Annotated in this window: 2 protein-coding genes (1 of these 2 cut by a window edge); both read left to right on the top strand. The window is 73.5% G+C overall.

Annotation, left to right across the window (positions count from 1 at the left end; all coding sequences use genetic code 11):
• Positions 1 to 22360, top strand: partial view of a toxin glutamine deamidase domain-containing protein gene (locus L1857_RS12880; protein WP_249465184.1) — the 3' end only. 28307 nt of this gene lie to the left of the window's left edge; the window shows 22360 of its 50667 coding nt (coding positions 28308–50667); the start codon falls outside the window, past its left edge; it ends in the stop codon at positions 22358 to 22360.
• Complete coding sequence (locus L1857_RS12885) at positions 22360 to 22701, top strand: hypothetical protein (protein WP_094004911.1); 342 nt, start codon at positions 22360 to 22362, stop codon at positions 22699 to 22701. The genes L1857_RS12880 and L1857_RS12885 overlap by 1 nt, the downstream gene beginning before the upstream one ends.
• The last annotated feature ends 16 nt before the right edge of the window (positions 22702 to 22717 follow it).

Consider the following 22717-nt stretch of genomic DNA (forward strand, 5'->3'; position numbering starts at 1 on the left):
GGACGCCGTCCGCGAGGCGCTGGAGTGGTACTTCACCGAGGTCGGCGCCGAGATCGGCTACGACGGTCACGGTCGCGTCGTCGGCTGGTCCAAGCGCGGCCGTCCGGTCTACCCCGATCTGCCGGCGGGACCGCGCCTCGACGTGGCCGAGGATGTCGCGGCGTCGTCGTTGCCGCACGGGGACTTCACCTCCGTCCACTTCGCGGGCGTGCGGGAGACCGCGTTCACCGGACCGGCGATCGGCGCGCTGCCCAACGCCTTCGACGTCCTGCCCGAGGGCGGCCGTCTCGTGATGACCACCGGCGAGGACGTGGCCGCCCACTTCGCCGACCTGACGGCGCAGGCGATCGCGCTGGGAGCCACCGAGGTGGACTTCCGCGGCGTCTGGACGGGCAGCGCCGCCGTCGAGATGGTGAAGGGCGATCACGACGCGGCCCGGTTCGCCCACGTGTACGCGGAGGCGGTGTCCAGGATCGAGGCGGCCCTGGCCCGGGGCGACGGCGACGAGGCCGGGCTGCGTGCGATGCTCGCGCACGCGCGGGACGAACACAGCCGTCACCTGGCCGCCGCGCAGGGCTCGGCACCGTCGGCGGACCGTCCCGTGCGGGTGCGTCTGCACCGGCTGCCCGCCGAGTCGCTGACGCCGGAGGCGATGCGCCTGCTGGGTGCGGCGATGCCCCTGGCGTCCACAGTGGAAATCGCGGTGGGGGCCGGTGCCGACACGTCCCGGATCGTCACCGCGCTCGCCGGGTCCGGTGTGGACGCTCAGGTGCACCCGGCGCCGGGCGGGTTCACCGTGTTCGGCACCAAGCAGTCCGACCCGCCGCCCGCTCCGGCGCCCGACCCGACGAGTGAGCCACCCGCGCCCGCACCCGCGCCACGGCCCGTGGTGACCAGCGCCGCCGAGGTCCTGGGCGCGGTGCGGCTGCTCGGCGACGCGCTGCCGGACCGCACGCGGGAAACGGCCACCGGCAGCGTGGTCCAGTTCCGCGTGGACGGCACGCCGGTCACGATCTTCCTGAGCTCCGGCGAGCTCCTGAACACCGCTGAGGAGACGGGCGAACCCGTCGTCGCCCGGTCGTCCGTCATCGCCGAGGACGGGGACCACCGGATCCAGGTGGAACTCGCCGCGGGCCTGAGCCCCCGCCAGGTCGGCCGCGAGATCGCCTACCACCTGGGGCGGTCGCTGCACGAGCTGAAGCAGCAGCGCCAGGGCCTGTTCGCCGGGCTGCTCGGCCGCAAGAAGCCCGGGCTGACGCCGGATCTCGCCGGCCGCCTGATGATCCTCGAGGCGATGGCCCGGCAGCGCGAAGCAGGCGACACCCCGGTCCGGGACCTCGCCGAGATGACGCGCTTCCTGGACCGGATCGCCGCCGACCTCCCGGCCGGGCTGGGCATCCGCCAGGTGCAGGCCGACCACCTGACCGAGAAGACCCTCCGGATGCTGGCCGAACAGCCGGCGCCGGACGGTTCGGTCGCCCCGCGGACCACCCGGCGCGGCGAGGACCCGTTCACCGTCAACCGGTTCGACCCGGCGTGGCAGGGCGCGGAGATCCCGGTGACGCCGGCCCGCCGCGCGCCGTCGGTGCCCTTCGACGTCCTGCGGGAAACCGTGGCGCACGGCGACAACGCCTACGCGCTGCTGACCCAGGACCTCGATCTGCCCGCGCTGCACCGGACCTTCGGCGACCTGCTGCCCCAGGCCGTGGAGGTCGCGCACATCCACGGCGCCGAGTACCTGGCCCGGCTCGCGCAGCGCTGGCAGGGTGATCTGCGCACCGGGCTGAACGCCGCGCTGAACGCGACCCCGCCGCGCCCGGTCCCGCGGACGCTCGCCGACGCGGCGCCGTGGTTCGGGTTCCGCGCCGACGATCTCCCCGCGTTCACGGCCTGGCTGGCGCGGGCCGGCATCCCGGCCGGCCTGACGCAGGCGGACCTGCTGCGCCTGCGCGAGGTCGCCGCCCTGCTGGTGCTGGGCGACCACTTCGTCACCGGCCCGGTCCGCAGGCAGTTCGCCGAAGCCGAGCCCACCGCGATCGGCGACGCGTTCCACAGCCTGCCCGCCGGCCTGCCCGCGGCCGCGCTGCTGCCCGGCTCGGACGCCGACTTCGTGCCGGCGGCCCGCGCGGAGATCGCGCGCCTGCCGCAGGCGGAGCAGGTCCGCCTCGCCCGCACCGCGCGGACGCTGCTCGACCTGTACCACCAGGGCAGGAACATCCCCGCCGGCGCGCCCGAGCGGATCCAGGCCGCGCTGCACGCCCACGGCCCGGAGTTCGCCGCGTGGATGGTCGGCCAGCTCATGGGCGCGGCGGTCACCGACGGCTTCGCCCAGCGCGACGTCGCCGCCGAGCTCGCGACGGCCGAAGCGATGCACCACCTGCCCGAGACACCGGAACCCGCGACGCAGCCCGATTTCGCCCCGGACCGGCGCGTGCGGACCCAGCTCGACGAGCTGGCGACGCTGGTCGGGGCGCACCAGCGCGGCTGGGCCGCCCTGGCCAGAGCCACCGAGGGCGGTGACGAGCCGGCCGCCGTCGTCGAACGCGCCGAGGAACTGGCCGCCCCGCTGACCGGCGTGCTGGACTCGCTCGGACCCCGCCTCGACGCGCTGTCGGCGCAGATCGACGAACTTATCGCGCGGCACGAGACGCGGGAGACCGAGACGGAGGTCGCCCTGACCCACCGGTACCGCCGCCTCGCCGGGGTGCTGGAGCTCGTCCGCAACCGCCGGGACGACCACCAGGCGCAACTGGAGCGCGCCGACCTCGCGCTGGTCCGGCTGCACCTGTGGACCCAGACGGCCGAGGAGGCCCGCGCCGCCGAGGCGGCGAACGAGCCGTTGCCGGACCTGGACGGCGAAGCGATCTCGTCCGCGACCGCCGAGCGGTACATCGAGATCTCGCAGCGCAACCTCGAACGCGCGGTCCAGCGCGCCGAGGAGCTGCGGCGGCCGTTCGAGGTGGCCCTGTCCGAGCTGGTGCGGGAGATCGAGTCGCTGCGCCGCGTGCACGAGGAGCACCCGCGGCTGGCCGCCCACGGCGAGGACCTCGACCCGGCGCAGGACGGGTCGCGGGCGCTGCGCCCGGATCCCCTCGGCGAGGACAAGCAGACCGCGGCGACCCTGTCCGAGCGCGACCTGGCCGCCGTCGCGCGGATCTTCGACCTCGTCGAGCAGCACCAGCGGGTCGTCCGGTTCCTCAACGAGCAGGGGCACGAGGGCGCCCGCGCCCGCGACTTCACCGGCCTCACCGATGTCGAGCCCGCGGTGCGGCGCGGGGTGGCCGAACTGGAGGCGGTCGAGGACGACCTCCGGCGCCTGGTCAACGGGGACGCCACCGGCGAGGACCACGGCCTCGGCCTGAGCGTCGGCATCGCCCGCAGCGACCACCGCTTCAAGCTGCTCGAAGACGTCATGCGGGTCCACCCGCGCTTCCGCGACCGCCGGGGGAGTGTCTACTACGGACTGACGCTGCTCGCCCAGATGCGCACGGCCGCGGAACACCCGGCACCCGGGCTCGCGTACGCGCTCGAAGCGACGCTGACGGAGAAGTTCGGCGACAAGAACGTCAAGGGCGTCCTCGACGACCGGCTCTACACCATCAACCTGCAGCAGAGCAACGAGTTCGCCATCAAGACGCTGTTCACTCCGGTGGACGAGCAGGAGCCGCCGGACGCGGTGGCCTCCGCCGAGCCGTCGTTCCACAACGTCGTCAAGGTGACCTGGTGGTCGGGCACGGACGCCTCGCGCGGCGGCCGCCTGTTCCGGTCCGGCTTCACGTTGCAGTTCAACGTCGGCCCGTCGCTGGAGCAGATCGAGGCGGGCACGCACCCGCTGGCGGAGGAGTTCCGCCTGCGGGCCAAGGCGAACTGGATCGAGCAGCACCACGAAGGCGTCCGCATCACCACGCGCGCCGACCTGGACGCGTTCATCGCCGAGCACGGCTCCGATCCCACCGAGGGCGTGCAGCTGGACATGCCGGCGATCGTGCCGGTGATGTGGGTCGACGGCGGCCAGCTGATCGTCGCCGTCCGCCCCGACGCCGGCCGCGACGAGGTGGTCCCGGCGCTGCGCGGGCTGCTGGTCGAGCAGGTCGCCGCCTACCGCTCGCAGCTGCCCACGGCCGGTGTCCAGGCCCGGACCACCCTGCTGGTCCAGCTCGGCAGCGGCGCGGGTGTCGCGGCGGGCACGCTCGCCTCGCTCGCGCTCGGCCAGGGACTCAGCGCCATCTACCTGATCGGCCGCGGGGTCTTCCTCGGCTGGTCCACCGCGGTCGCCCCGGCCGCGTACTACATCTCGATGGCCAAGCAGACCGAGGCCGCCAACGAGATGCGCCGCCTGCGCGCGTTCATCATGCGCGGCGGCATCGGCCCCACCGCCGAATCGCTCGCCCAGGGCGCGCACGACACGGCGACGACCCTGCAGCCGCTGGCCGAGCTGACCCACACCACGGTGCCGGACGCGCCGCCGCCGGAAGCACCAGGGCTGCTCACCGGTGACGAGCTGACCGATCTCCAGCAGCGGATGACCCGCCTCGGGGCGGAGCTCGCCGAGCAGGTGGCGGCGCAGCGGTTCCCGCAGAGCTACCTGCACAACGCGGAGCTGCGGAAGACCTTCGCGGAGATGACGGAGGTGCGCTGGGAGGACGAGCGCATCGCCGAGCAGGACGCGGGCACGCAGTCCGTGCGCGACGCCGGCACCCTGGTGCTGAAGCTGCCCACGGGCGAGACGCTCAAGGTCTCGCTGGTCATCGGCGCCGTGGAGCGCTCGTTCCAGCTGCTCAAGGGCGGCGACGTGCCGTCCTCGGAACAGCGCTACTGGATCGGCGTGTCCCCCAACGCCTACCTCGGCGGGGACGCCGCGATCCGCGCCGCGCTGGCCGAGCAGCTGGTGGACGTGGTGACCAAGGGCTCGCAGCTGTGGATCCAGCCCACCCTGCAGTCGCTGGCGAAGGAGAACTTCACGACCCTGCCGCTGGAAGCCGCGATCACCACCGTGTTCAACCTCTCCGCGGGCAGCCCCGAGCTGATCACGCCGCTGATCATGGGCAGCGCCGGGTCCCGCGGCGGGTTCATGTCGTCGCGCTACCTCAACTTCAAGTACAACGCGCTGGCCCGGAAGCTGTGGGAGGACGCGGTCCGGGAACGCCAGGGCCTCAAGGCGCTCATCGGCGCGAGCTCCAAGATCCAGATGGCGCAGACGTCGGTCCAGCTCGTCGGCGCCAGTGTGGCGGTCAACCGCGGAGTCGCCGCCGAAATCGCCCGGCACCTGCCGGCCAAACCCGCGGTGGAGCTCGCGCCGGACACGGTGCCCGGCCTGGTCGCCGAGGCCGCGGAGAAGTTCCGCGCCCGCGCGATCACCCGTCCCGGCATCCGATCGGCGCGGTTCCTGACCGCGGAGGAGGTCGCGGCCGAAAAGGCGCAGGCCGAACACGAGAAGGCCGTGAAGGCCGTCGCCGCGGCGGAGAAGGCGGTCGACCAGACCGCGGACGAGGTGCGCACGGCCGAGAAGGAGAACGCCTCGCCCGACGTGCTGGCCGAGAAGGTCGTGGCCGCGGAGGCCGCCGTCGCCGCGCTGGAAGCGGCCAAGGCGGCCGAGATCCGAGCGGAGCGCGTCGCCGAGGAGAAGGCCGAAGCGGCCAGGGAACCCGCTAAGCGCAAGGCCGCGGGCGAGGCCTTCACGCCGGAGGAGATCGCCGCGGCGGTCCGCGAGGGTGACGGGCTTACGGTGGTGATTTCGGCCAACCCGCGCCTGCGCACGCCGAAGGTGCCGGGCGAGCTGCGCGTCAAGATCGGCGCCACGGCGGAACTGCCGGGACACGTCTCGCCGATGCTCACCCACGGGCCGATCTACAAGAACGGCAACACCGACGTCCGCGAGTTCGTGATGCGGCTGCCCGCGCAGTGGACCGCCGACGGCACCCGGGTGACGGCCGAGCGCCTGGAAAGCTGGATGCACCGGCACGCCGACGACCTGATCGAGCGGGAACGGTTCATGCACCGCCGCGAGATCCGCCAGCTGGGCATCGCCGCGTTCGGCCGCGCCATGGGCAGCGGCGCGGTCAGCGCCGCGGTCAGCGTGCAACAGGGCAACACCGCCGCGGCCGGGCAGTCCGCCACCGAAGCCGGGCAGCGGACGGTCGACGGCGCGATGCGGATGGTCACCGCCCGCAACGCCATCGAGCGGACCGCGGCCCGCATGCTCAAGGAACTGAACCCGCAGGTGGCGACGGCCCGCGTCATGGACGACTGGGCCTGGGCCCTGGCCACCGAGGTCCGGGAGACCGACGCCGACCTGCGCGAGCTGCTCGGCAGCCACCTGGACGACCCCGCGCTGCGCAAGACGGCGCAGGAGATCCTCGACCGCCGCGCCGAGCTGCCCAAGCCCGGCGCCCTGTTCGAGGAGTTCGAGCGCATGCGGGAAAGCGGCGAACTCACCGAACGCGTCAAGCACCTCGCGAAGGTGCTGCGGTACGGCAACGGCGAGCTCGTCCTGCACATCGACAAGGTCGCCAAACCCGGACCGAAGGAACTGTGGGCCAAGCTCCGCGGCGCGCACCGGCAGCAGCTGATCTTCCGGTTCGTCACCGGCATCCCGGGCGAGCCCACGCGGGTGCTGGCCAACGCGATCGACTCGCACTTCCTGGTCGTCGGCGAGAACGTGGACGAGGCGCTCGACCGGATCTCGCGGATCGTCGCGGTGTACCACCACGGCCCGACCGGCGTGCCCGGCGCGCTCAACCTGATGCTCGACGAGCTCGGCCCGGGCAACGTCGGCAGCTTCCTCAACCGCGCCACCACCGAGGTGCTGCGGCCGGCCCCGAAGCCGAAGCGGCCCGGGGAGGCGGCGCCGGCGGACCCGACCGTGCGGAACATGGTCATGCAGGCGCTGTCCGGGATCGTCTCGACCACTGTCAACGTGATCTCGGCGAGCTGGTTCCGCCGCGGCGACTTCCTCAAGAGCGAGCAGTTCCGCTGGCGCTACGCCTACGACGGCGCGGTCATGTCCGAGGACCGCGACCAGCTGGCCCAGTACTTCGCCAAGCGCACGGCCGAGTACAGCCGTCGTCAGATGCTGGACCTGCTGGAGTTCGCGGAGGCGGCGGGCTGGTACGCGCCGAAGACGGTCGAGGTGCTGCGGGAGGTGCTGGCCGAGGGCACGAAGTCGGCCGCCGAGGTGTTCGTGCGCCACGGTGTCCGTGCCGACCAGTTGCCGGAGCAGTGGACCTGGTCCGATCTCGACCAGCACGTGCGCGACAACGAGCCGCCCGCACTGGCCCGGCGCGAGGCCGAGGAGCTGCTGGCGCGGATCGAGACCGAGATGCGGGAGCTGGACGTGCACCCGGCCGACCGCGACCTGGAGCACCTGGCGCTGCGTGAACGGTGGGGCGAGACGGTCATCGCCCTGGCCCGGTCTCAGCCGGGCGCGGCAGGCTTCTACAACCGCAACGTGCGCGTCGAAACCGGTTTCGGACCGGTCAACGTCCGCATCCCGGTCGACGGCGCGTCCTCTGTGGACCTGCGCGTCTGGCACGAGGCGGACCTGCTCGCCCGGCTGCGGCCGGTGCTGCCCGGCATGGCCACCCAGCTGCCCAACGTCTCCCAGATGTGGCAGTCGCTCGGCGCGAACCAGGTGCAGACCTTCGAGGAGGGCCGCACGCTGGCGCCGGGGGAGCCCGTGCCGGACCACACGCTCGACGCCATCGCGCGGCTGTTCGCCGAAGCGAGCCGGGTGCGGGCGGCGGAACTGCCGCCACTGCCCGACGGCTGGCCGCTCAGCGGCGACACCGCCTCGTTCGGGCGGCGGCTGTCCGACCTGACCGAGCAGGTGCACGCGCGGGCCGTCGCGGAGCACGGCGACCTGCTGAACGTCTTCGCCGTGCCGGAGCGGCCGCTGGCGGCCGTGCGCGAGGGCTGGAGCGAGCTGACCCGGCGGCCGTTCGGCCTGGTGCACATGAACCTGCACCGGGGCAACGTCCTCGTCCGGGACGACGGCGCCGCCTTCCTGGACTGGGAGCTGGCGCTCTACGGCGATCCGGTCGCCGAGATGGCGCGGCACCTGCACCTCATGCGGTACACGGCGGAAGAGGAGGCCCGGCTGCTCCGCCGCTGGGCGGAGGTCATGCCGGCCGAGGCGATCGCCGGCTGGGAAGACGACCTGCCGCGGCACCGCGCGCACTTCCAGATCAAGTCCGCGATCGACGACACGATCCGGGTGGCGGAGGCGTTCGCCGATCGGGACACGTCCCCCGAGCGCAAGGCGGAGCTGGTGGCGGACCTGACCGCCAAGCTGAACCGGGCGCACGAGCTGTGGGGCACCGGCCGCGTCTTCACCGTCCGCCAGGTCCGGCTGGCGGTGGAGGAACACGTCTCCGGCCCGCTCACCGCCGAGCCCGACGTGGAGCGGCCGGAACTGCCGTCCGGCCCGCTGGAGCCGTCGGTGGAAACCGCCCGCGCGGTGGCGGTGCAGGCGGGCCTGGACGTCACCGACGTCCGGATCCGGATCGTGAGCGACCCGGAGATCCTCGCGCTGATGCGCGAGGAGGGCGTGCTGGGCATGACGCCGACGTTCACCGAGGACCAGATCTGGCTGGCGCCCGAGGCGTTCGCGTCGGTGGACACGCTGGCCCGCGTGCTCGGGCACGAGCTGGCGCACGTCGGCCAGCTGCGCCTGGGCGTCCGGCCGACCGCGAACCTCGTCCCCCTGCTGGAGAGCAACGCCGAAGCCCACGGCGACGCGGCCGTGGACCGCCTGCACGGCCGCCACGCCCGTCCACCGATCGTGGAGCCGGACCAGCTGCCGGCCCCCGAGGGCGAGGTCGTCCCGTTCCTGTTCCACGGCGCACACGACACGGCGGCCGGGGCGTTCGCGGCCGACCGGGCGGTGCGCGCGCAGCTCGGTGAACTGGTCACGCTCGCCGACGCGGCCCGTCGTGGCTGGGCGTCGCTGGCCGAGGTGACCGAGCGGCTCGGCGACCCGGTCGCCGCGGTCGAGCGGGCCGAGGAACTGGCGGCGCCGCTGACCGGGTTGCTGGACGCGATGGGACCCCGCGTCCAGCGGCTGTCCGGGCAGCTCGACGAGCTGATCGCGCGGCACCAGGCCGGGGACAGCCGGACCGAGGCCGCCCTCACCGACCGGTACCGCCGGCTGGCCGGGCTGCTGGAGGAGATCCGGAACCGCCGGGAGGACCACCGGGCGCAACTGGCCCGCGCCGCCGTCGCGCTGGTCCGGTTCACCCTGTGGACCGGGATCGCCGAGCAGGCCCGCGCGGCCGAGCAGGCGAACGAACCGCTGCCGGATTTGGACGGCAGGCCGGTCTCGCCGGCCACCGCCGACCGGCGCGCCGAGGCCGCGCGACGGGGGCTGGACCGTGCCCTGCGGCGCGCCGACGAGCTGCACACCCCGTTCGCGGCGGCGTTGTCGGAACTCGCGCGGGAAGCCGAGGCGCTCGACCGGGTGCACCAGGAGAACCCGCGCCTGGCCGTGCACGACGAGGGCATCGACCCGGCCCAGGACACGCGGAAGATGCTGCGCGCCGATCCGGTGGGCGACGGCCCGCTGACGGTCGCGGGACTGTCCGAACGCGACCTGGCTGCCCTGGAACGGCTGTTCGGCCTCGCCGAGCAGCACCAGCGGGTCGTGCATTCCCTCACCGCGCGGGGCCTGGCCGGAACCAGGGCCCGCGACTTCACCGGCCACGCCGACCCGCAGGCGGTGGCCGAGCTCCAGGCGCTGGAGGACGACCTCAAGCGCCTGGTGAGCGGTGACGCGGCGGGTCGCGACCACGGCCTCGGGCTGAACCAGGCGGTCGGCCGCGGTGACGAGCGGTTCCTCCTCGTCGAGGACGCCCTGCTGACCCACCCCCGCTTCCGCGGTCGCGGCACCGACGTCTTCGCGACGCTGAAGCTGCTCGCGCAGCTCCGCACGGCGGAGGAGCACCCGGCGCCCGGATTCGCGCACTGGCTGCGGAGCCTGCGCGAGCAGGGGCTCGGTTTCCCGGACACCAAGGGGGTGCTCGACGACCGGATCTACCACGTGCGGGTGACGCAGACGGCCGAACTCCCGGTCATGGCGCTGTACACGCCCGTGGACCAGCAGGAACGGCCGGACCCGGTCGACGCCGCCGAGCGGTCGTACCACAACGTCGACAAGGTCAGCTGGTGGTCGGGCACCGACAAGTCGTCCGGGGGCAGGCTGCCGCGCGCCGCATTCACCCTGCGGACCGAGGTCGGGCCCTCGCTGGCCGAGATCGAGGCGGGCACGCACCCGCTGGCCGCGGAGTTCCGCCTGCGCACCAAGGCCGACTGGATCGAAGACCGGTTCGGCGTGACCATCTCCACCGAGGCGGACCTCGAGGCGTTCATCCAGCGGCACGGGTCCGACCCGACCGAGGGCCGGGACCTGCCGGTTCCGGCGGCGGTGCCGGTGCCGCTGATCGAGGCGTCCCAGGTGGTCGTCGTGGTGCGGCCGGACGCGACCCGTGCCGAAGCGGACGCCGCCCGGGACCGGATCCTCCCGGCGCAGATCGCCGCCTACCGGTCCGAGCAGCCCTCGGCGGGGGTGCCGATCCGCGCCAACCTGATGGCGCAGCTCGGCGGCGGTGCCGGCGTGGCCGCCGGGACGCTGGCGGCCATCCTGAGCGGCCAGGGGCTCAGCAGCATCTACCTGGCCGGCCGCGCGGCCTACCTCGTGTGGTCCGTCCTCGCCGGCCCGGTCGCGGACCACATCTCCTACGCCAAGCTGGTCGACGCGTACAACGAGTTCCGCCGCCAGGACGCGGCACTCATGGGACGCGGCTTCGGCGCCACCGCGAGCGCGCTCGCCCAGGGCGAGTACGACACGAGCACCGCGTTGCGGCCCCTGGCCGAACTCGCCGGCACCCCCGTGCCGGACGTCGCCCCGCCCGAGCGGCCGGCCCAGCTGACCACCGCGCAACTGGCCGAGTTCGAGGAGCTGATGAGCCGCGCCGGCGCGGAGGTCGCGGCCCGGATCGCGGACGGCGCGTTCCCGGAAACCTATCTGTACAGCACCGATCTGCGGCAGACGTTCGCCCGGATGCGGTCGGTGCGCTGGGAGGACGAGCGCATCGCGTCGCGGGACGCGGGCACGCAGTCCGTGCGGGACGCCGGAACGCTCGTGCTCGAACTGCCGAGCGGGGAAACGCTGAAGGTCTCCCTGGTGGTGGGCCGCCTGGAGCGCTCGTACCAGATGCTCAAGGGCGGTCACGTCCCTGCCCGGGAACAGCGCTACTGGATCGGCATCTCGCCGAACGCCTTCCTCGGCGGGCCGGACGCGGTTCGCGCCGCCCTGTCCGAGCAGCTGGTGGACGTCGTGGTCAAGGGCGAGCAGATGTGGATCCAGCCCACGCTGACGACCCTGGCCAAGGAGCACTTCCCGACGCTGCCCCTGGAAGCCGCGATCACCGCCGCCTTCAACATCGCCGCCGGCAGCCCGGAACTGATCGCGCCGCTGGTCGCCGGCAGCGCCGGGACCCGCGGCGGGATGATGTACTCGCGGTTCCGCACCTGGTCGGACCTGATGCTGTCGTTCAAGCTGTGGGAGGACGGCGTCCGGGAGCGCCAGGGCTTCCAGGAGATCATCGGCGTCGGCGCCAAGATCCAGGCGGCCGACACCGCGCTGCGGCTGATGGACACCGCACACGGGATCGTCCGGAGCGTCCGCGCGGAGATCGACTCGCATCTGCCCCCGGAACCGGAGCGGCCCCTGGTGCCCGCCGATCCGGCCGAGCTGATCGCACGGGCCGCCGGTGAACTGGCCGCCCGCGCCATCACCCGTCCCGGGGTGAAGGCGGCGCGGTTCCTGACCGCCGAGGAGCTCGTGGCCGAACGGGCGGCGGCCGAGTGCGAGGCCGCCAAGAACGCGGTCGCCGCCGCCGAGAAGGCCGGGGACGCCACCGACGCGCTCGTCGAGGCCAGGGCGGAGGCCGAGCGGGCCGCCCGGGAAACGGCGGCCGCCGCCGAGGAGCAGGCGAAGCGGAAGGACTCGGGTGAGGCGTTCACCCCGGCGGAGATCGCCGCGGCGATCCGCGAGGGCGACGGGCTGACGGTGGTCGTCACCGCGCACCCGCGCCTGCACACCCCGAAGGTGCCGGGCGAGCTGCGGTTCACCTTCCGCGTCGCTGACGACCTGCCCACCACGGTCGCGCCGATGACGACCCACTCGGCCATCTACAAGCGGGGTGTCACCGACGTCCGGGAGTTCCACACCTACCTGCCCGCGCAGTGGGCCGGCCGCATTGCCGCGGACGACCTCACGACCTGGATCCACCGCCAGACCGACGACCTCATCGCGCGCGAGCGGTTCCTGCACCGCCGGAGCAGCAGGCAGCTCGCCATGGCCGCGTTCGGGCGAGCGATGGGCAGTGGCGCCGTGAACGCCGTGGCGAGCCTCGAACAAGGCAATACCGTCGCGGCCGGGCAGTCCGCGGCGGAGGCCGCCCAGCGGACCGCGGACGGCGCCATGAGGGTTGTCACCGCCCGGGCCACCGTCGACCGGTACGGGGTCAAGATGCGGAAGGAGATGCCCGCTACCGGTGCGACCCCGCGTGTGATGGACGACGTGGCGTGGGCGACCGCCACCGAGGCGCGGGAGACCGAAAGCCGGCTCCGGGCGCTGCTCGGCCGGCACCTCGACGACCCCGTGCTGGGCGCGAAAGCCCGGGAGATCCTCGCCCGGCGCGGGCCGGAAGCCGCCCCGCCCGGCACGGCGATCGCGGAGATCCGCCGGATGCGGGACACCGGTGAGCTGGCGCGCCGGGTCAAGCACCTGGCCGAGGTGGTCGACCACGGCGACAACCACCTCGTGCTGCGGATCGACCGCGTGCCCCGGCCGGGGCCCTTCGAGCTGTTCGCCAAGTTGCGCGGCGCGCACCGGCAGCACCTGCGGGTCCACTTCCTGCCGGGCGTGCCCGGTGACCGCACGCGGGTGGTCCGCAACTCCGCCGACTCCAGCTTCCTCGTCGTCGGGGAGGACGTGACCGAGGCGCTGGACGCGATCTCCCCGATCGCCGAGGTGTTCCACCGCGGCGCGGCCGGCATGCCCCGCGGGCGGACGCTGCTGGTCAACGAGCTGGGACCGGGGAACGTCGGCGGCGCGGTCAACCGCGGCACCACGGAGGTGCTCCGGCCGGAGCCGAAGTTGCGCAACTTCGCCCTGCAGATGGTGTGGGCGGCGGTGTCGAGCTGGGCGAACATGCGCACGACGATGTGGGCCGGGCGCGGGGAGTCCCTCGACCTCGATCTGTACCGCCAGGGTTACGCCTACGACGGCGTGGTGCTGTCGGCGGACCGGGACCAGCTGGCCCAGTACTTCGCGAGGCAAACGGCCGAGTACAGCCGTCGTCAGATGCTGGACCTGCTGGAGTTCGCGGAGGCGGCCGGCTGGTACGCGCCGAAGACGGTCGAGGTGCTGCGGGAGGTGCTGGCCGAGGGCACGAAGTCGGCGGCCGAGGTGCTCGCGCGGCACGGTGTTCGCGTCGAGCAGCTTCCGGAGCAGTGGGCCTGGTCCGATCTCGACCAGCAGGTGCGCGAGGCCGGGTCATCGGCGCCGGCGCTGCCCGCCGGCCCGGTCGAACCGTCGGTCGAGACCGCCCGCCAGGCAGCGGCCCGGGCGGGCCTGGACCTGACCGGGGTCACGCTCCGCGTCATCGACGACCCCGATCTGCTCCGGCTGATGCGGAGCGAGGACCAGAAGGGAGTCACCCCGACCCGGTACGAGGGCCGGGAGATCTGGCTGGCTCCCGAGGCCTTCGAGTCGATCGACACCCTCGTGCGCGTGCTCGGTCACGAGCTGACGCACGTCGACCAGCTGAGGCAGGGGATCCGGCCGGTGCGGCCGGTGGTGGAGCTGCTGGAGGAGATCGCCCGGGCCGGCGGCCAGGCCGCGGTGGACCGCCTGCACGGCCGGCCCGCGCACCCGCCGATCACCGAGCCGCGCCTGCTGCCGGAGACCGGCGACGACGAGGAGGTCGTCGAGTACCTCTTCGACACCGGCTCCAGCGCGTCCCGGTTCTGGGTGCACTCGTGGCCGGAGCAGACACGGGCCTTCCACGCGGTGGCGCCGCTGTCGAAGATCATCCCGGGGCTGACCGCGTGGATGAACGGACGGCGGGACTGGACCATCCTGCTCGACGACGTGCCCGTCCGGGTGGTGTTCACCGAGGACCCGGCGCCGGGGGGCCGCATCGTCCGCTCCGGCAGGCGGAAGGTGATCGAGATCGAGGTGGAGGCGAGCGCGACGCCGGAAAGGGCCGCCCGCCACCTCGGCTACCAGCTCGGCTGGGCCAGGCAGGAGCTGCGCCCGGCGGGCCTGGTGCGCAAGTCCGTGCGGTTCCGCAGCACCGCGCCCGATGCGCCGGACGCGGTCGGCCCGCACGTCGCCGGACTGCTCGCCTCACTGAACGTCATGGCGGAGCACAAGGCCCAGGCCATCGCGGAGTCCGGCTACGACGTGTCGCTGGAAGACTTCTACGCCGAGGCCGACGAGCTGGCGAACGCGGTGCACGGCAACTGGGACGCCATCGCCCGGCGTCACCTGAGCGACCTGACCCGCGCCCTGCTGGCCGAGCGGGACCACCTCAGGGACCTCGCCACCCGGGAACAGCTCACCGGACTGCCCGCGCACCTGCAGGAGACGTTGCCGGACGGGGACTGGAGCCTGCACAACACGGTGCGGCGAGCCGCTCCGGCCCAGGGGCCCGAACCGGAGACGCACGCGTTCCCGAGCGTCCAGGCGAGCCGGGTGATCGGGGAGCGCGGCGGGCTGCTCCCGGCGCCGGACGCCTACCGCGAGATCGTGGACAAGTCGTTCCACCGCCGCGAGGAGTCCGCGAACGAGCGCCTGCGTCGCTTCGTCCGGCTCGTCAACGGACCCGGCAACGACCCCACCGCGCGGCTCAACGACGTCGACGCGGTCATGACCGTGCACGACTTCGTGGTCGGTCACGGGACCGATGCCGCGGCGCGGCGCACGTTCGACGGCTTCCGCGACGGGGACGTCACGCGGGCGGTGGGGCGCGAGCTCGGGGGAGAGGGGCGGATCGAGGACCGCGGCGGCCGGTTCCAGCGGCTGTTCGACGTGCGGGACCCGCTGCCGGACGGTCTCGATCGCGCCGGCGCCGTCGAGGCCGCCTGGCAGCGGGTGGTGGACGCCGTCCGCGGCGCGCCGCCCGCCGATGTGCCGCGGACCCGGAACGGCTTTCGCCGGGAACCGGGGCCCGCCTTCGCTTACGTGGTCGTGCACCGGGCCGGGCACGAGCCGCTCGTCACCGCCGTCACCGCTTTCGAAGATGCCGAGCCGCTCTTCCTCGACCCGGTGAACCGGACGGCGTCGGAGTCCCCGCTCTACTCCGACGACGTGATCGCGCTGGACGTGGTGGTGTACGGCGATTCCACGGAGACCGGACCGCGGAACAGCTCGGTCCCGATCCCGGGCCTGCCGCTGTCGGAGATCAGCACCCGGCCGCCGACCGCCGCCTACCGGGACGCCATGCCCGCCGCCGACCGCGTGCGGTGGATGGAGCTGGCCCAGCAGGTGGTCGTGGACGAGCTGCTCAACGCCGACGTCGCGCAGTACCCGCTGTCCTTCCCGCCCGAGGTCGCCGCCGAGTTCAACCGCCTGGGCAGCGATCGCCGGGCCCGGCTGGAACTGCGCGCACTCGGGTACACCATCGGCGCCGCGGCGAACCCGGAGGCGTTCATCGCGGCGGTGCGGAGCTTGCAGAACACCGCGCGGTGGCGCGGAATCCCCCTGAGCACGCTGCTGGCCGAGAACTGGGACGCCGAACTCGGGCCCCTGGTCCAGGTGACCGAGACACCGATGCGGTATCCCGAGGGCGCGACCAGCGACGAGGCCTGGCTGAAGAAGGTCAGGAAGCTGGTGCTCGCGGAAACCACGGAGGCCGAACGGCGGCAGCTCGCGCAGGCCCGGCCGGATCTGTGGGCACTGCTCAACTCGACCTACGGTGCCGACGACACCTCCCGTGAGGTCGGCGCCCCGTACGACCGGCCGGACGGCCTGCGGCCGGTGACCAAGGCCGCTCAGGACAAATTGCGGAAGGCGCTGAGCGGCTCCCCGGACCCGGCGATCTGGGGTCCACTGATCCTGGGGATGGGCGCCGAGCCGTTCGAGACGTTCTCGGCGGTGGTTTCGACCCACGTCGACGGTGTGCCGAAGTTGCCCGCGAAGCCGACGCTGGACAGCTACGACGCGGGCCGGTGGCAGGGGTACGAGCTCGGCGCCTCCGGACGGGTCGAGCAGCAGCGGGGTGTCCGGATCCAGAACCTGCCCTCGTGGGGCCTCAGCGTCCGGCGCGACTTCACCAGGCGGATCGAGGCCGCGCTCGCCGCGGCCGGTCCGCAGGCCGTGGCGGTCCTGATCAACCGGTCCGGCGGGTCCGTGGACGACTCCACCGGGCTGGTCATCGCGGCGCGGCACGGCGAGTCCGTCCGCTACGTGGTCCGGGACGATCAGGGCGTTCGCGTCGAGGAGTCCCTGCCGGTCCTGCAGAACCTCGAGCACGGCATCGACGTCGTGGTCATCGACGGGACCGGCGCGCCCGTCCCGGTTCCCGGCGCCGCGCCGAGTCCGCTGAGCACCGTCCCGCCCTCGGCCGCCTACCTGCGTGCCATGGCGGATGACGACCTCCACGCGGTCGTCGGGCGGACGGTCGAGCTCCTCCGGCGCGGTCCGGCGGAACTGGACCTGCCGGTGGAGGTGTCCGCGGTCCACGACGGGCTGTCCGATCCGCGGGCCCGGGCCCAGTTGCTGTCCTGGTTCGACGCGACGGGCCGCGACGCCGGTCTGCTCGTGCGCGGGCTGGAGACGTTCCGCGCCCTCGCGCTGGATCGCTTCGACGGCGACCTCCGCCTGGTGGGCGAGGACGAGGTGGTCGAGCAGGCCCTGGCCCGCGCATGGGACGAGGGGCTGGGCACGGTGGTCACCCTCGACGCGGAGTCCGGCGCGAAGCCGGCCGCGCCGGAGCCGGCCTCGGCCGGACCGCTGCCCGCCACGGTGGAGACCGTGCGGCGGGTCGCCGCGCGGGTCGGGGCGGACCTGACCGGCGCCGAGATCGTGATCAAGGACGATCCGGAGTTCCTGGCGCTGCTCGCCGCCGAGGGGGCCAGCGCCCTGACCGTGACCGCCGAACGGGCGATCTGGTTCAGCCCGGCCGCGTTCCGGACGGAGGCGAAGCTGGCGGAGGTCCTGGGACACGAGCAGACCCACCTCGCCCAGCTCCGGCTGGGTATCGCGCCGCTCAAGCGGCACGTGGCGGGCCTGGAGGAGCTCGCGCTGCGCAACAGCGCGATCGCGGTCCAGAACCTCCGGACCGGGCCCCGCCCGTTGCTGCTGCCCGACCCGGACCACTACGTTCCGGTCCCGATGACGCACCGCGACGTCGTACCGTACTTGTTCGACACAGGAGGAGACAGCGTTGACGACGTTCCAGGTGACCAAGATGGACGATCTGGCGGTGTTTCCGGGGATCCGGCTGCTGGGGCGGGAAGAGGGGGACCCGATCGAGCCGGGGCTGACCCTGACCGACCCGGTGACGGGCCGCGCCTGGCCGGTCCTGTCGGTGGAGTTCCCGACGCCGCTGGCGCGCCGCAACGGGTGGACGACGCTGCTGGTGGAACGCACGGGGGAACCGGCACCGGCCGTGGGGACGACCCTGAGCAGCGAGTCCGGCACGACCGCGAGCAGCTCCACCTCGCACTGACCGGACTCGCCCGGGTGCTGCCCGAACTGAACGTGTCCGTCGTGGACGGACAGGTGCAGGCCGACCTGTCGGGCGTGCCGATCGCGGTCGACTACACCGACGCCGCGACCCGGCGCGGCCCGCGGCTGATGCCGGCATTCGCCGGCGGGCCCGCCGGGCCGACCGGCACGATCCGGCTCCGGCTGGAGCCCGGGACCGGGCGGGACCAGGCCATGCGGGACCTCGCGGACCGGCTCGGCCGGGTCCGGCACGAGCTGCGCCCGGAGACCCGGTTCCAGCGGTTGCGCCGCGGCAAACCGGGTGGCCCCGGTGAGGCGACCGCGGTCGACGCCCCGCTGGCCGGACGGCTCCTCACCCTGGACGTGCTCGCGCTCCAGCAGGCCGAAGCCGTCGCCGAGCACGGGGATTCCGCGGTGAGCGGCGAGCTGGGCGAACAGGCCGGGGACATCGCGATCTCGCTGCCCGAGGGCCGCGATTTCGACGCCATCGCCCAGGCACACCTGCAGCCGCTGACCCGCGCCCTGCTCGCCGAGCGGGACCACCTCCTCGACCTCGCCACCCGCGAGGAACTGCGTCAGCTGCCCGCGGAGGAGCAACTCAGCCTCCCGGAGCCGGAGTGGGCGGTGCACAACGTCGTCCGCGGCGAGGTCCGTGGAATGACGCGCGAATCGCCGTTCCCGCCGGCGCGCGCGTCGCGGGTGCTCGGTGAGCGCGCCGGCCTGGTGCCCTCACCCGGGGCCCGGCTGGCGATCGCCCAGGCGATGCTCGGCGAGAACGGCGAGCGCACCGCGGACGACCTGGCACGCGCGGTGCGGCTGCTCGCGCCCTGGCCGGCCGACCCGGCCGGGCCGCTGGCGCACGCCGACGCCGCGATGGTGCTCCACGACTACTGGATCGGCCTCGACATCGATGTGGCCGCGCGGCGGACGTTCGACGGGTTCGCCGACGGCGACCCCGGCAAGCCGCTGGGCGGTGAGCAGGTGGGCCGCATCGAGGACCGGGGCGGCCGGTTCCAGCGCCTCGCCGACTTCCGGCAGGTGCCGGAGGCCCAGCGCGCGGAGGTGATCGCCGCCGCGTACCAGACGGTCGTCAACGCCCTGGCCCGCACCGGTGGCAACGCGTTCGCCTACGTGGTCGTGCACCGCGACGGCGCCGAACCCCACGTCACCGCCGTCGCCGCCCGCGACGGACAGTCACCCGTGTTCCTCGACCCCGCGCACGGCAGGGCCGCGTCGCAACCGCTCTACGGGCACGAGGACGGCGTGTACGCCCTCGACGTCATCGTCCACAGCGGACCGAGCAGGTCCTCGGCGGTGGCCGCGGCCGTGCCGATCAACGGGCTGGAGCTGTCCGAGATCAGCTCCCGCCCGCCCACCCGGAGCTACCTCGAGGCGATCCCGAAGACCGATCGCGCCGCCTGGAAGAGCCTGGCCGAGCAGATCCACCTCGCCGAGCTGCTCAACGAGGACGTCGCGGCGTACCCCACGTCGTTCCCGCCCGAGGTCGCCTCCCTCTACAACTCGCTCGTCAACGACCGGCTGGCCCGGCTGCAGCTGCGGGCCCTCGCGCACACGACCCGCGAACCGGCCGCGTTCGCGAGGGCGGTCCGGAGCATGCAGAACACCGCCGAGTGGCAGGGCGTCCCCGTGGCCGAGCTGCTCACCAGGATGTGGGAGAACGAGCTCGATTTCTTCACCTCCCAGGCGGTCCTCGCGCGACCGGTCCGGTACCCGGAGAGCGGGATCACGGACGAGGAGTGGATCAACCGCGTCCTGAAGACGATCGACGCCGAGAAGCTGACGCGTGCCCAGCAGCTCCGCCTCGCCGAGGTCCGGCCCGATCTGGCCGCCGCGCTGAACTCCACGCACGGCGCCACGGACACCAGCGCCGAGGTCGGCGCGCCCTACGAGGAGCCGGACGGGTTGCGGGCGGTGATCCACCGGATGCTCGAGAAGCTGCAGGAGATCATGCGCGACGAGACGGGCGCCTTCCTGGCGGGGATTCACCCGAAGAAGTGGGCCCCCCTGTTGTGGCGGCCGGGGATCTCGGCCTTCGAGGCCTTCCTCGCCGCCCGGTCGATCTACCACCTCGGCATCCCCAAGCTCCCCGCGATGGCCGCCTTCCGGGGGATCCGGGACGGCGAGCCGTTCGGCTCCGAGCTGGGCGCCGCGGGCCGGGTGGAACAGGTCATCGGCGCGCGGTTCCGCACCTATCCCGGCGGGGACCCGGGGATCCACGCCCAGGGTGCGGTCGAGTTCGCCCTCCGGGACAGGCCGGGTGCGATGGCCCTGATGCTGCACCGGCTCACCGACGACCCGCACGGCCCGCACGCGGGGGTCATCGTGATCAACCACGAAGGCACCCTGTACTGGCTGACCGACGAGGTGATCAGTGGCAAGCGCCCGTCGTTCCGGCGGCGTGGGGTCCGCAAGGTCGCCGGCCAGGTGGTCGACGGGGCCGCACGCGTCGCGAATGCCGCTCAGTCCGCCGTGACGGCCGCGGAGAGCTCGCGGTTCCAGCCACGGAAGATGCTGCCCCAGGAGCGGATGACACGCCGCCCCGGCTACCCGATGCGATTCGGGACCGACGTGCTGATGATCGACCGCGACGGCAAGCCGGTGCCGCTGCCCGGCACGACCCGCAGCCCGGTCAGCCAGCTCCCGCCGACCGCCGAGTACGTCCGGGCGGCCGAGGACCACGAGCTGGCGGAGTGGGTCACCCGGGCCGTCGGGCTGACCACCTCCGAGGCCGATCCCGAGCACCTGGGCGAACTGGGCGAGACCTACCGGAACCTGACCGATCCGCGGGCCCGGCGCCAGCTGGTCGCCTGGTTCCAGGCGGTGGGCGGCGACCAGGCCCTGATGCGGCGCGGCCTCCACACCTTCCGGGCCCGCGCGGTCGACGCGCACCCGGACCTGCCGCCGGAGACGGCGGTCGAGGAGGCGCTGGCGGCGGAGTGGGACCGGGGACTGGGCGCGCTCGTCCCGGACGGGCTGGCTCCCGGCGCCACGCGGTACGCCGCGCCGCGCGACCTGACGCCCGTCAGCCTGCAGCAAGCGTTCGTGTCGCCGGGGGAGGACGCGCTGCGTGAGTTCGCGAAGCAGCAGCCCGTGCTCGCCGAGCTCCTCCGCAAGCACGGGCTGCGCCTGGCCGAGGAGAACGTGATCGACCTCCGGCGCTACCAGCCCGGCGCGGTCTCGGTGCCCTCCTTCGGCCGGAGCACCGCCGAGGACCCCGCCGAGCGGCTGGCCCAGGACCGGGAAGCGGCGCGGGCCGCGTTCGCCGCCGCGTACCGGGACGATCCCGCGGCGCTGGACCTGCTGACCGACCACGAGTTCTTCTACGACCCGGACAAGAGCGGGATGGTGCTGGTGCACCGCGCGTTCGGGAACCTGCTGGACTCCGTGTACTCGCGCCAGGACCCGCGGCACCCGGCCAGCCCCTATCCCGTCGCGCACCACCCGCTGGCCCCCACGATGACCGGTGAGCTGCGGGAAATGCCGTGGGTGCCCGACGACCGCCCGCTCTTCGAGACGCTGGACGCGAGCCGGCTCAGCCGGGCCGGGATGCAGACGGAAGTGGCCTTCGAGGTGCTGCGCGCGGTGGCGGCCGCGCGACCGGACCACGTCCGGCAGCAGCTGGTCCGCCCGCTGCCGGACTCGGATCACGTCCTCGTCCGGTTGCTCGTCGACGGCGTGGTGCGTGAGGTGGCCGTGCCGAACTCGTTCCCGTGGATGCCCTCGCAGCACGCCGCCCGGTGGATGCGGACCGTGGAGAACGCGCTCATCCACCTGGGCCTGATGACCGCCGGGTACCACGGCAACGCCGATCACGTGCAGCGGGTCCTGGCGGCCGTGTCCGGCCTGCCGGTGACCCAGTCCCTGCCCGGCCAGGGTGCCGCGGTGCGCGCGCTGGAGAACCTGCTGCCCGCGCTCGCGGACGCGAAGATGCCGCTGCTGGCGTCGATGCCGCAGGTCAAGCACGACGTGTACGTGGCGGCCACGCCGGTGTGGGACAACGGCGAGATCCGGCTGGTCATCCCGGGCCTGACCGTCAAGCCCACCATTCCCGTGTTCGAGCGGATGCTCGCTCCCGGGGCGCCGCTGGTGCACGGGGTCTCGCCGCTGCCGGACACCGCTGAACCCGGCCGGGAGCCCGGTCCGAGCACCACGACCCGGCCCGAGGACCGGCTGCTGCGCTTCGAGGACGGCGACACCAAGCCGAAGCCGTGGCCCGCCGAGCGGCTGGACCCGCGGTTCGACTACTGGGAGAGCGGCAAGCTGAAGGTCACGCCGGACAACATCCGGCTGGTCGCGCAGAAGTACGGCATCCAGGTGCACCCGAAGGCCAAGGTGACGATCAACAAGGCCAAACGCGGCATGTACGGCGAGACCCTGCTCGCCGGGCGGGGCGCGCGGATCGAGATCACGCCGGCGGCCTTCGTCAACGAGGAGGTCCTCGCGCGCACTCTGTACCATGAGAACGTCCACGTGGTCCAGATGGAACGCGCGGGCTGGCGCCGCCAGGAAACCGCCGCGGAGTGGCGGGCGTGGGAGGACGACGCACACGCCGCCGACCGGCAGTGGTGGCAGGACCACACGCTCAACCAGGAACGGGAAGGCTGATGGCCGTCGAGCAGCACGCGTCCTACGCGGACTGGCAGCGCGCCTACGGGGACTACTACGAGTCGCTGCCGGACCGGCCCGACCTGGCGTGCCCGAACTGCGGGCACCACGAGCTGCGCCTGGTGTTCGTCGCCGACGCGACCGAACGGATCGGGTACGCGCAGTTCTCCTGCGGGCACTGTGGTTTCGGCATCCACGTCTCGCGCACGTGGGTGCCCGATGGGGTGGAGTTCCTCCCGATCGACACCCCTGTCGAGGAGCTCGACGCGCGGCTGCCAGACTTCACCCTCGTCCATCCGCCCGAGGACGCGGACGGCGACATCGAAGAAGTCCGGTTCTGACGGCGGAACACGACGA

It is taken from the genome of Amycolatopsis thermalba (assembly GCF_023376025.1).
Lineage (GTDB): Bacteria > Actinomycetota > Actinomycetes > Mycobacteriales > Pseudonocardiaceae > Amycolatopsis_E > Amycolatopsis_E thermalba.